Raw genomic sequence first — 10,420 nt, 5'->3', positions numbered from 1 at the left:
AGATAAACCTTTCTGCTCTCGCACGTATCCGGTATTAGCTCAAGTTTCCCTGAGTTATTCCGAACCGAAGGGCACGTTCCCACGCGTTACTCACCCGTCTGCCGCTGACCCCGAAGGGCCCGCTCGACTTGCATGTGTTAAGCCTGCCGCCAGCGTTCGCTCTGAGCCAGGATCAAACTCTCAAGTTGAAGAGCTGATCATAGCTGATCACAACATAAACGGAGGCTCACAACCGATCGGCGTTTCCGCCAAATCGTGTGAGCACCGAAACGTCGAACCAGCATCATCCTACTCACGACCGGTTCCGAAGGAACCGACCCGCAGGGACGACGCCGTCCACGCTTCTCTTTCTCAGATGAACTTGTCAAAGAGCCGATCCGGTCGAAGCCGGATCTCGACCTTCTCGGAAACGAAAAGCAGCGCCGGGTTGCCCTGGCCCTTGCTCGCTCGTCTCTGGGGAGGTTCGGCGGGGCGGCCAGTTCGTCGGCGCCCCGTCGGTGAGCGGCTGTCTAAGGGTAGCCGGCTCCCCTGTCAACACGGGGCCGGACCCCGGAAGGGCGAGCGGGGAGGGGACTATGCCCAGGCTCCGGCCGGACCCCTGCGGTGGATCTGCGCCCAGCCGCAAGCCGGGGCGGCACACGCTATCGCGGCAGCGCGCCCGCAAAGGCGCGGATATCCTCGGCGAGGCGATCCGGCTGCTCGAGGGCGGCGAAGTGGCCGCCGCGCGGCATCTCGGTCCAGCGGCGGAGATCCGCGAACATCGTTCGCTCGGCGAGCGAGCGGGGCGGGCGGACCATCTCCCTGGGGAACGCCGCGTAGGCGGTCGGCACCTGGACCCGCTCGCCGTCCGGGACCAGCCAGGGCCGGTGCATCCGGGAATAGTAGGGATGGAACGACGAGCCGATGGCGCCGGTGAACCAGTAGAGCGCGATGTTGGCGAGCATCCGGTCGCGCGGGATCGCCGTCTCGATCGCGCCGTCGCAATCCGACCAGGACCGGAACTTTTCCACGATCCAGGCGGCGAGGCCGGCCGGGGAATCGGTGAGCGCGAAGGCCAGCGTCTGGGGCTTGGTGCCCTGGATCCACTGGTAGCCGGTCTCCTCCTTCAGCCAGGCGCCGACGCGCTCGTAATGCGCGGCTTCCTCCGGCGTCGCGTCGCGGCCCGAGAGGTCGCGGCGCACGGGCAGCATGTTGAGGTGTAGGCCCTCCACCCGTTCGGGGTAGCGCCAGGCGAGCCGCGTCGTGATGAAGGCGCCCCAATCACCCCCCTGCGCCATGAAGCGGTCGTGACCCAGCCGCGTCATCAAATCCGAAAAATGGTCGGCGATCTCCTCGACGCCGAGGCGCGGCTGGCCCGGGCGGAACGACAGGCCATAGCCGGGGAGCGAGGGCGCCACCACCGTGAAGGCGTCCTCCGGCCGGCCGCCGAAGCGGGCCGGGTCGGTCAGGCGCGGGATGAGGTCGAGGAACTCGAACACCGAGCCCGGCCAGCCGTGGCAGAGGAGGAGCGGGCGCGGGTTCGGCCCCTGCCCCGGTACGTGCAGGCAGTGGATGTCGATCTCGCCAATGCGCTGGATGGTCTGCGGGAAGGCGTTGAGGGCGGCCTCCTCCCCGCGCCAGTCGAACCCGTCGCGCCAGTAGGCGATCAGGTCGGCGAGGTAGGTCACGTCCGTTCCGTAGGTCCAGGGCGCCTCGGGCGCCTGGTCGGGCAGGCGTGTACGGGCGAGGCGCTCGCGCAGGTCGTCGAGCGCGGCCTCGGGCACGTGGTAGGTGAACGGCTCTCCCGTCATCGGCGGCTCCTCCCTGGCGCGGATCCCTCGACGGGGATCCCTTGCCGTGGACCCTCGCATGCATCGGACCGGATGTCGCGATCCGCGGCGCCATGGTAGGCGCTCCCGCAAAGGGTCCGCGTCGAACGTGGATCGCCGGGGAGGAGCGGAGAGATGGCGCAGTATCGCATCGCCACCATCGAGGGCGACGGCATCGGGCCCGAGGTGACGCGCGCGGCGATGGCGGTGCTGACGGAGGCCTGCGGCGCCGGCACCCTCGCCTTCGAGATGCTGGAGGGCGGCGCCGGGCACTATACCAAGAGCGGGCACGTCCTGCCCGACGACACCTTCGCGGCCTGCCGCGACGCCGACGCGATCCTGCACGGGGCGGCCGGCCTGCCGGGCGTGGTCTATCCGGACGGGACGGAGGTCGGCAACGACCTGCACCTGCGCCTGCGCTTCCGCCTCGACCTCTACGCCAATGTCCGGCCGATCAAGCTTTTGCCCGGCGTGCTCTCGCCGTTGCGCGCCTTCGAGGGCGGCGGCATCGACTACGTCATCGTGCGCGAGAACACCGAGGGGCTCTATGCCAGCCGCGGCGCCGGCGTGGTGCTGCGCGACGAGATCGCCTCCGACAGCCTGGTGGTGACGCGCAAGGGCACCGAGCGGGTGGCGCGCTTCGCCTTCGATCTCGCCGCCGGGCGCAACGGCGCCCCGCGGGACGGGCAGCGGCGGGTGACCGTCTGCGACAAGGCCAACATCCTGCGCAGCTACGCCTTCTTCCGCCGGATCTGCGACGAGGTGCATGCGGGGTACCCCGACATCGCCATCGATTACGCGTACGCGGACGCCATCACCGTCCACATGCTCAAGCGGCCCGACAGCTACGACGTGATCGTGGCCGAGAACATGTTCGGCGACATCATCTCGGATCTGGGCGCCGCCACCGTCGGCGGGATGGGCATCTCGCCCTCGGGCGAGATCGGCGACGGCCACGCCCTGTTCCAGGGCGCCCACGGCTCGGCGCCCGACATCGCCGGGCAGGACGCCGCGAGCCCGATCGCCACCATCCTGTCGGGGGTGATGATGCTGCGCTGGCTCGGCCAGCGGAACGGCGATGCGGGTCTCGCCTCCGCGGCCGACCGGATCGAGGCGGCGGTCGGCACGGTGCTCGCCGAAGGGCGGGCCGTGCCGCGCGACCTTGGCGGGGCCGCAACCTGCACCGAGGTGACCGACGCCGTGCGTCGCGCCCTCGTCTGACCCCCTATCCCTCACGGAGACTTCGTCATGAGCAAGCAGCGCGTCGGAATCGTCGGCGTCGGGCTGATGGGGCACGGCATCGCCCTCAACCTCGCCCGCAAGGGCTGGCCGCTGGGCTACCTCGACCATCCGGGCAACCAGCCGACGGACGACCTCGACGCCCTCGGGGCGACGCGCCATCCGGACCGGACGGCGCTGGCGGGCGCGAGCGAGGTCGTCATCCTGTGCGTCACCGGCACGCCGCAGGTCGAGGACGTTCTTCTCGGGGACGGGGGCGTGCTCGCTTCCTTGCGCCCCGGCACGGTGGTGGTCGATTGCTCGACCGCCGTGCCGGCCTCGACGGCGCGGGTCGCGGCCGCCGTGCGCGAGGCCGGCGGGCGCTTTCTCGATGCACCCATGACCCGCACGCCGAAGGAGGCGGCGGAGGGGCGCCTCAACCTGCTGGTCGGCGCCGAGCCGGACCTGTTCGAGGCGATGCACCCGCTGCTCTCGGCCTTCGCCGAGAACATCTTCCATGCCGGCGCGGAGGCCGGGGCCGGCCACACCCTGAAGCTTCTGCACAACTACGTCTCGCTCGGCTTCGTCACCCTGCTCGCCGAATCCGCGGCCTGCGCCGGACGCGCCGGCATCGCCCCGGAGGTGCTGGTCGAGGTGCTGAGGAAGGGCGGGGGCCACGGCGCGGCCCTCGACCGGCTGTCGCCGTTCCTCATCTCGGGCGATTCCTCGCCGATGCAGTTCTCGATCGCCAATGCGCGCAAGGATCTGAGCTACTACGTGGCGATGGCCGAGGGGCTGGGCGCCGAGCGGGCCGTCGCCGCCGGGGTGCTGGCCGATCTCGATCGCGTCGCCGAGGCGGGGCACGGGGCCGACCACCTGCCGCGGATCGCCGCGCACTTCGCCGCCAAGGACTGACGCAGGCCGGCGGGGTCGGGTATCGTCGCGGGACCTCCAGGGAGCTTCCTCGCGATGCCCGACCTCTCCGCCTTTCCGATCACCACCCGCTGGCCGGCCCGGCACCCGGACCGGATCCAGCTCTACTCCTTCCCGACCCCGAACGGCGTGAAGGTGTCGATCGCGCTGGAGGAGCTCGGCCTGCCCTACGAGGCCCACACCGTCCAGATCGGCAAGAACGAGACCTGGATCCCGGAATTTCTGTCGCTCAACCCGAACGGCAAGATTCCGGCGATCATCGATCCGGACGGGCCGGGGGGTAAGCCGCTCGCGCTGTTCGAATCGGGTGCGATCCTGCTCTACCTCGCCGAGAAGACCGGACGGCTGATTCCCGCCGACCCGGCCGGGCGCTACGAGACCGCCCAGTGGCTGTTCTTCCAGATGGCGGCGGTCGGGCCGATGTTCGGCCAGCTCGGCTACTTCCACAAGTTCGCCGGCCGGGAGATCGAGGACAAGCGGCCGCTCCACCGCTACCGCGACGAGTCGAAGCGCCTGCTCGGGGTGCTGGAGACCCGGCTCACCGGCCGCGACTGGATCATGGGCGCGGATTACACCATCGCCGACATCGCGATGCTCGGCTGGGTGCGCAACCTGATCGGCTTCTACGAGGCGCGGGAGCTGGTGGAGTACGACGCGCTCGCGGCCGTCCCGGTCTGGCTGGAGCGGGGGCTCGCCCGCCCGGCGGTGCAGCGGGGGCTGGAGATCCCGCCGCGGGGGTGATCCCAGCGAAAAGCCGGAGGGCTTCGTTGCCCTCCGGCCCTCGATCCTAGTCGAGGTCGAGCATCAGGCGCAGGTTCTGCACCGCGGCGCCGGACGCGCCCTTGCCGAGGTTGTCGAGGCGCGCGACCAGCACCGCCTGGCGGTGCGCATCGGAGCCGAACACGCGCAGCTCGAGCGTGTCGGTGTCGTTGAGCGCTTCCGGCTCGATGCGCTCGCGGTCGGCGCCGTCCTCGGCCGCGGCCACGACCTTGACGAGCCCGGCGCCGGGGTAGCGGGCGGACAGCGCCGCCTCGATGTCGGCGACGCGGGGCGTGCCGGGCAGCAGGTCGAGGTGGAGTGGGATCGACACCAGCATGCCCTGCCGGAAGTTGCCCACCGACGGCACGAAGATCGGCCGGCGGGTCAGGCCGCTGTATTTTTGGGTCTCGGGCAGGTGCTTGTGGCCGAAGCCGAGGCCGTAGAGCTGGAAGGCCGGAGCCTCGCCGGCCTCGTAGGCCTCGATCATCTTGCGGCCGCCGCCGCTGTAGCCCGATACCGCGTTGATGCTGACGGGGAAATCGGCCGGAACCAGGCCGGCATCGATCAGCGGGCGCAGCAGCGCGATGGCGCCGGTCGGGTAGCAGCCCGGGTTGGAGACGCGGCGCGAGGCCCGGATCGCGGTTTCCTGCTCGGGCGCCAGCTCGGCGAAGCCGTAGGTCCAGGCCGGATCGACCCGGTAGGCGGTGCTGGCGTCCAGCAGCCGCGGGCCGCCGCCGGGAAGCGAATCGGCGAGCGCCGCCGTCTCGCGCGAGGCGTCGTCGGGCAGGCACAGCACCACGAGGTCGACCTCGGACAGGAGCGCGCGCTTGGCTTCCGGGTCTTTGCGGCTCTCGTGCGGGATCGATCGCAGCTGGATGTCGTCGAAGGCCGCCAGGCGCTCGCGGATGCCGAGACCGGTCGTGCCGGCCTCGCCGTCGATGAAGACGCTCGGGCTGTGCTTGCGGGTCATGGGCGAGAACTCCGTGGCGCGGACCGGCCGATGCCGAACGGCGCGGGTGGTGATTGCGGGCGAGGGACCGTCGAGTCAATCGGCAAAGACGATCGGGATGCAGGACGATGCCGCATGATTCGCGACGGTCTCGTGTCGTTCGGCCATCCACAGGAGAACCTGCCCGTCCACCTCCACCCCAGAGGAACCCGGCCCGCACCGCCCCGGTTGTGCTGCCAGATCGAAGCAGACGACAAGAGGAGCCCAACATGGCCGGCACCGCCAAGAAGTCCGACCCGAAGCTGTGGGAGAAGGTGAAGAAGGACGTCACCCGCTCCTCGAAGGGCGGCAAGCCCGGCCAGTGGTCGGCCCGCAAGGCCCAGATGGCCGTGCAGGAATACAAGGAGGAGGGCGGCGGCTACGAGGGCAAGAAGTCGTCCGACAACCACCTCAAGCAGTGGACCGACGAGGAGTGGGGCACCAAGTCGGGCAAGGAGAGCGGCAAGACCGGCGAGCGCTACCTGCCGAAGAAGGCCCGCGAGGAACTCTCGGACGAGGAGTACAAGCGCTCCACCGCCAAGAAGCGCGCCGACAGCGCCAAGGGCAAACAGCACTCGAAGCAGCCGAAGGACGTGGCGAAGAAGGCGGCCGCCGCGCGCAAGGCCTCGCACGGGACCAAAAGCCAGGACGGCGGCCCGACCAAGGCCGAGCTCATGCAGAAGGCGCGGGCGAAGAACATCCCGGGCCGCTCCACCATGTCGAAGGGCGAGCTGGAGAAGGCGTTGAACGCCTGAGGCCATCCCGGACGGGGCGAAAAAGAAAAAGGGCGGGCCCTCGCGGGCCCGCCCTCCTTTTTGCAGTGACCGAAGAGGTCGCCTTAGCGCTTCGAGAACTGGAAGCTGCGGCGAGCCTTCTTGCGGCCGTACTTCTTGCGCTCGACGACGCGCGGGTCGCGGGTCAGGAAGCCTTCGCGCTTGAGCGGCGAGCGCAGCTCGGGCTCGAAGTAGGTCAGGGCCTTGGACAGGCCGTGGCGCACTGCGCCGGCCTGGCCGGAGAGGCCGCCGCCGGCCACCGTCACGACGATGTCGTACTGGTCGACGCGGTCCACCACCTGGAGCGGCTGCTGCAGGATCATGCGCAGCACCGGGCGGGCGAAGTAGGTGTCGACCGGGCGGTCGTTCACCGTGATCTTGCCGGCGCCGGGCTTGATCCAGACGCGGGCGATCGCGTCCTTGCGCTTGCCGGTGGCGTAGGCGCGGCCGAGCGAGTCCAGCTTCTGGACGTGGACCGGGGCCTCGTTCTCGCCCTGCGAGAGAGAGGCCTTGTTGGCCTGGCCGAGGTCGGCGAGGGACTGAAGGGTCGCCATCTTACGCGCTCACGTTCTTGCGGTTGAGAGCGGCGACGTCGAGCGTCTCCGGCTGCTGGGCGGTGTGGGGATGCTCGTTGCCCTTGTAGACCCGGAGGTTGCCCAGGATCTGCCGGAACAGCGGGCCGCGCGGCAGCATGCGCTCCACGGCCTTCTCGACGACGCGCTCGGGGAAGCGGCCCTCGAGAATGAACTTGGCCGAGCGCTCCTTGATGCCGCCGGCGTAACCAGTGTGGTGGTAGTACACCTTCTGGTTATACTTGCGGCCGGTGAACTTCACCTTCTCCGCATTGATGACGATGACGTTATCGCCGCAATCGACGTGGGGCGTGTACTGGGGCTTGTGCTTGCCCCGCAGACGCATCGCAATGATCGACGCCAGGCGGCCGACCACGAGGCCCTCCGCGTCGATGATCACCCACTTCTTGTCGACGTCGGCGGGCTTCAGCGAAAAGGTCTTCATCGCGGATAAGTCCCGGAAGTCTTGACGAAAAAAACAGGACGCCGCCGCGGTCAGTGACGAGCGCGCAGCGGCGATGGCCGGGTCAGTAACCGAGGAACGCGCCGGCGTCAAGCGAACCGAAAAACCCGAAACGGGAAAAATGCGAGCGTTTCGAGGGGCTTCGCCACAGAGGTATCATGATACCGCTATTTTGGCGGGATCGCGTAGGTGCCGGTGGCGTGGCAGACCAGCTCCTCCCGATCGAGGCTGCGGATCAGCACCTCGCCCACGGCGAGGGAGCGCCCGAGCTTGAACAGGCGCGCCTCGGCGACGAGGTCGCGTTGCGCGGGCTTGCGCATGAAGTTGAACGACAGGTTGGTGGTGACCGCGAGCGCCACCGGACCGATCTGGGCCAGGATCGCCACGTAGAGCGCCACGTCGGCGAGCCCCATCATCGCCGGGCCGGAGATCGTGCCGCCCGGGCGCAGGTGGCGCTCGTGGTAGGGCAGGCGCATCGTCGCGGTCATCGGCCCGACGCTCTCGACCACCGGGCCGGGTCCGCCGTGATGGATCTGCGGAAACGCCTCGTCGAGGAAGGCCGAGACCGCGTCGCGGTCCATCATCGGGGCGGGGGAGATCGGGGCGGGGAACTCGGGAACGGAAGGCATGCGCGGGGACGTTTCCGGTTATCGTTATGCACGATCTTGCAGCACGGCGCCCGGCACCGGACAATAGGCCATCCGTGTCGCCCCCGATCCGAGCCCGCGAACCCGAGCCGATATGTCAGACCTTCTGATCCTCCGCGACGACCGCGACGGCGTCGCGACCCTGACGCTGAACCGCCCACGGGCCCGCAACGCCCTGTCCCACGCGATGCTGACCGCCCTGTCGGAGGAATTCGCCCGGCTCGCCGCGGACGGGAGCGTTCGCGCCGTGGTGCTGGCGGCCGAGGGCTCCGCCTTCTGCGCCGGCCACGACCTCAAGGAGATGACCGCCTATCGCGGCGAGGCCGATCGCGGTGCGGCCCGGTTCGCGGCGCTGTTCGACCTCTGCTCGTCGGTGATGATGGCGATTCCGGCCCTGCCGCAGCCGGTGATCGCCGCGGTCGAGGGCATCGCGACCGCCGCCGGCTGCCAGTTGGTGGCCTCCTGCGACCTCGCGGTGGCGGGCACCGAGGCGCGGTTCGCCACGCCCGGCGTGCAGATCGGCCTGTTCTGCTCGACCCCGATGGTGGCGCTCTCGCGCAACCTGTCGCGCAAGGCCGCGATGGCGATGCTGCTCACCGCCGAGATGGCGGAAGCCGAGGAGGCCAAGGATCTCGGCCTCGTCAACCGGGTGGTGCCGGCCGGCACGGCGCTGTCCGCCGCGCAGGACCTGGCCGCCGGGATCGCGGCGCGCAGCGCCTACACGGTGCGGGTCGGCAAGCGCGCCTTCTACGAGCAGCTGGAGATGCCGCTGGCGCGGGCCTACGCCCATGCCGGCCGGGTGATGACCGAGAACATGCTGGCGCGCGCGGCGGAAGACGGCATCGCGGCCTTCCTCGACCGGAAGGCCGCCCGATGAGCCACGACCGCTACGACGACGAGGCCCTGAGAAAGATCCTCCAGCGGGTGCGCAGCATCGCGCTCGTCGGCGCCTCCGCCAACCCGGCCCGGCCGAGCTGGATCGTCACCAAGTACCTGCTGGAACGCGGCTACCAGGTGATCCCGGTCAATCCGGGGCTCGCCGGCGGCGAGATCCTGGGCCGGCCGGTGGTGGCGCGGCTCGCCGACCTCGCCCAGCCGGTCGACATGGTCGAGATCTTCCGCAATTCCGAGGCCGCCGGCCCCCTCGTCGACGAGGCTTTGGCCCTCGACCCGCTGCCCCAGGTCATCTGGATGCAGCTCGGCGTGCGCAACGATGCGGGAGCGGCCCGCGCCGAGGCGCGGGGCGTCACCGTGGTGATGAACCGCTGCCCGAAGATCGAGTACGGGCGCCTCTCGGGCGAGATCGGCTGGACCGGGGTGAACTCCCGCATCCTCAGCGCCAAGCGGCCGAAGCTCGCGGCGAAGGGCTTCCAGAAGCTGACGATCGAGGAGCGCTGACGCCGCCCGGGTCTCGACACTGCTGGCGGTCGCATCCCGAGCGCCACGCCGTTCAGGGCCTGTGATGCTCGCGAGCCCCGCCCGCTACTTCATCGCCCGCACCCGCGCCAGGAAGGCGTCGTAGGTCTCCGGCGTCAGGATGCCGACGAGCTTCTCGCGGATGCGTCCGTCGGGCCCGATCACGAAGGTCTCCGGCACGCCGTAGACCCCGAGGTCGATGCCGACGCGGCCGGCCTCGTCTGCACCGACGGCGCGGAACGGGTTGCCGTGGCGGCCGAGGAAGCGGCGACCGTTCTCGGGCTGGTCCTTGTAGTCGATGCCGACGAGGTTCACCCCGTCGCGGGAGAGCCGCATCAGCATCGGGTGCTCGATCTGGCAGGGCGCGCACCAGGACGCCCAGACGTTGAGCACCGTCACCTTGCCCTTCAGGTCCGCCGCCGTCAGGCCCGGCACCGCGGCGCCGTCCACCGCCAGGCCGGGAACCGGCGGCAGCGCGAAGTCCGGCACCGGCCGGCCGATCAGCGCCGAGGGGATGGCCGAGGGGTCGTAGCCCTTCGTCAGCAGCTTGCCGAGGAAGATGCCGGCGAGCGCCGCGAAGGCGAGGAGCGGCAGCAGGAAGATCAGCCGGGAGCGGCGCGGCGCCTCGTCGGCGGGCTCGATCGGGTGCAGGGGGGCGTCGCTCACCGGGCGCCCCGCGCGGAGTCCCGTTTGAGTGGCTCCTTCGCCAGGCGGGCGAGCGCCCGCTCCTGCGCCCGCCGGTCGAGGACCGCGTGCGCGACGAGGCCGAGGATCACCAGGGCGGTGAAGCCGTAGGCGCCGAGGATGAAGGCGGCGTGGGGGCCGAGATTCATGCCGAGATCC

13 protein-coding genes and 1 rRNA gene are annotated in these 10,420 nt (G+C 70.1%); 6 read left to right on the top strand and 8 right to left on the bottom strand.

All coding sequences use genetic code 11. The features are described from left to right. Both HPY23_RS21520 and HPY23_RS21515 read right to left on the bottom strand, forming a co-directional pair. A 16S ribosomal RNA gene (locus HPY23_RS21520) occupies positions 1-188 on the bottom strand; the annotation flags it as partial. 453 nt (positions 189-641) lie between these two features. Continuing rightward, positions 642-1,790, bottom strand: coding sequence for an epoxide hydrolase family protein (locus HPY23_RS21515; protein WP_091891294.1), 1,149 nt, complete (start codon positions 1,788-1,790; stop codon positions 642-644). 153 nt (positions 1,791-1,943) lie between these two features. On the opposite strand from HPY23_RS21515, the gene HPY23_RS21510 reads away from it, so the two are divergent. Genes HPY23_RS21510 through HPY23_RS21500 form a run of 3 tightly spaced genes read left to right on the top strand, consistent with a single transcriptional unit; the run spans position 1,944 to position 4,700 of the window. Continuing rightward, positions 1,944-3,029, top strand: a complete 1,086-nt coding sequence (locus tag HPY23_RS21510) for an isocitrate/isopropylmalate dehydrogenase family protein (protein WP_091891297.1) — start codon at positions 1,944-1,946, stop codon at positions 3,027-3,029. Positions 3,030-3,056: 27 nt separating this feature from the next. Beyond that, positions 3,057-3,941, top strand: coding sequence for an NAD(P)-dependent oxidoreductase (locus HPY23_RS21505; protein WP_091891300.1), 885 nt, complete (start codon positions 3,057-3,059; stop codon positions 3,939-3,941). Between the two features lie 54 nt (positions 3,942-3,995). Then, positions 3,996-4,700, top strand: coding sequence for a glutathione S-transferase N-terminal domain-containing protein (locus HPY23_RS21500; RefSeq protein WP_091891303.1), 705 nt, complete (start codon positions 3,996-3,998; stop codon positions 4,698-4,700). A gap of 46 nt (positions 4,701-4,746) precedes the next feature. Here HPY23_RS21500 and argC read toward each other — a convergent pair whose 3' ends face one another. After that, the gene (gene argC, locus HPY23_RS21495) at positions 4,747-5,688 is read right to left on the bottom strand and encodes an N-acetyl-gamma-glutamyl-phosphate reductase (RefSeq protein ID WP_091891306.1); all 942 of its coding nucleotides are present in this window, start codon (positions 5,686-5,688) and stop codon (positions 4,747-4,749) included. A 248-nt stretch (positions 5,689-5,936) separates the two neighbouring features. On the opposite strand from argC, the gene HPY23_RS21490 reads away from it, so the two are divergent. Next, positions 5,937-6,461: a DUF5872 domain-containing protein gene (locus HPY23_RS21490; protein WP_091891309.1), complete on the top strand. Its 525-nt coding sequence runs from the start codon at positions 5,937-5,939 to the stop codon at positions 6,459-6,461. A gap of 83 nt (positions 6,462-6,544) precedes the next feature. Here HPY23_RS21490 and rpsI read toward each other — a convergent pair whose 3' ends face one another. The 3 genes from rpsI to HPY23_RS21475 form a co-directional block, all read right to left on the bottom strand. Next, the gene (gene rpsI, locus HPY23_RS21485; RefSeq protein WP_060847470.1) at positions 6,545-7,033 is read right to left on the bottom strand and encodes a 30S ribosomal protein S9; all 489 of its coding nucleotides are present in this window, start codon (positions 7,031-7,033) and stop codon (positions 6,545-6,547) included. Between the two features lies 1 nt (position 7,034). Further along, entirely contained in the window at positions 7,035-7,496 is a 462-nt protein-coding gene (gene rplM / locus HPY23_RS21480; protein ID WP_060847471.1) for a 50S ribosomal protein L13, read from the bottom strand. Between the two features lie 185 nt (positions 7,497-7,681). Then, positions 7,682-8,098 carry a PaaI family thioesterase gene (locus HPY23_RS21475; protein WP_091891312.1) on the bottom strand — a complete coding sequence of 139 codons (417 nt, stop codon included), beginning with the start codon at positions 8,096-8,098 and terminating at the stop codon, positions 7,682-7,684. A gap of 157 nt (positions 8,099-8,255) precedes the next feature. Between HPY23_RS21475 and HPY23_RS21470 the strand changes: the two genes are divergently transcribed. Both HPY23_RS21470 and HPY23_RS21465 read left to right on the top strand, forming a co-directional pair. Then, positions 8,256-9,038 carry an enoyl-CoA hydratase gene (locus tag HPY23_RS21470; RefSeq protein ID WP_091891315.1) on the top strand — a complete coding sequence of 261 codons (783 nt, stop codon included), beginning with the start codon at positions 8,256-8,258 and terminating at the stop codon, positions 9,036-9,038. After that, positions 9,035-9,559, top strand: a complete 525-nt coding sequence (locus HPY23_RS21465; protein WP_060847473.1) for a CoA-binding protein — start codon at positions 9,035-9,037, stop codon at positions 9,557-9,559. Before HPY23_RS21470 ends, HPY23_RS21465 begins: the two co-directional genes overlap by 4 nt. A gap of 84 nt (positions 9,560-9,643) precedes the next feature. Here HPY23_RS21465 and HPY23_RS21460 read toward each other — a convergent pair whose 3' ends face one another. After that, on the bottom strand, positions 9,644-10,219 hold the full coding sequence (locus tag HPY23_RS21460) for a DsbE family thiol:disulfide interchange protein (protein WP_060849402.1): 576 nt from the start codon (positions 10,217-10,219) through the stop codon (positions 9,644-9,646). 20 nt (positions 10,220-10,239) lie between these two features. Beyond that, positions 10,240-10,410, bottom strand: a complete 171-nt coding sequence (ccmD, locus tag HPY23_RS21455) for a heme exporter protein CcmD (protein WP_091891362.1) — start codon at positions 10,408-10,410, stop codon at positions 10,240-10,242. Positions 10,411-10,420 lie beyond the last annotated feature (10 nt).

The sequence above is a fragment of the Methylobacterium ajmalii genome (genome assembly GCF_016613415.1).
Taxonomy (GTDB): Bacteria; Pseudomonadota; Alphaproteobacteria; order Rhizobiales; family Beijerinckiaceae; genus Methylobacterium; species Methylobacterium ajmalii.
Note: the sequence above shows the minus strand (reverse complement) of the source record. Positions and strands in the feature narration are given on the sequence as shown.

Excerpts from the sequence above, each read along its gene's own strand:
- HPY23_RS21515 (WP_091891294.1), bottom strand. The coding sequence starts at position 1,790 with ATGACGGGAGAGCCGTTCACCTACCACGTGCCCGAGGCCGCGCTCGAC.
- HPY23_RS21510 (WP_091891297.1), top strand. The coding sequence starts at position 1,944 with ATGGCGCAGTATCGCATCGCCACCATCGAGGGCGACGGCATCGGGCCC.
- HPY23_RS21505 (WP_091891300.1), top strand. The coding sequence starts at position 3,057 with ATGAGCAAGCAGCGCGTCGGAATCGTCGGCGTCGGGCTGATGGGGCAC.
- HPY23_RS21500 (WP_091891303.1), top strand. The coding sequence starts at position 3,996 with ATGCCCGACCTCTCCGCCTTTCCGATCACCACCCGCTGGCCGGCCCGG.
- argC (WP_091891306.1), bottom strand. The coding sequence starts at position 5,688 with ATGACCCGCAAGCACAGCCCGAGCGTCTTCATCGACGGCGAGGCCGGC.
- HPY23_RS21490 (WP_091891309.1), top strand. The coding sequence starts at position 5,937 with ATGGCCGGCACCGCCAAGAAGTCCGACCCGAAGCTGTGGGAGAAGGTG.
- rpsI (WP_060847470.1), bottom strand. The coding sequence starts at position 7,033 with ATGGCGACCCTTCAGTCCCTCGCCGACCTCGGCCAGGCCAACAAGGCC.
- rplM (WP_060847471.1), bottom strand. The coding sequence starts at position 7,496 with ATGAAGACCTTTTCGCTGAAGCCCGCCGACGTCGACAAGAAGTGGGTG.
- HPY23_RS21475 (WP_091891312.1), bottom strand. The coding sequence starts at position 8,098 with ATGATGGACCGCGACGCGGTCTCGGCCTTCCTCGACGAGGCGTTTCCG.
- HPY23_RS21470 (WP_091891315.1), top strand. The coding sequence starts at position 8,256 with ATGTCAGACCTTCTGATCCTCCGCGACGACCGCGACGGCGTCGCGACC.
- HPY23_RS21465 (WP_060847473.1), top strand. The coding sequence starts at position 9,035 with ATGAGCCACGACCGCTACGACGACGAGGCCCTGAGAAAGATCCTCCAG.
- ccmD (WP_091891362.1), bottom strand. The coding sequence starts at position 10,410 with ATGAATCTCGGCCCCCACGCCGCCTTCATCCTCGGCGCCTACGGCTTC.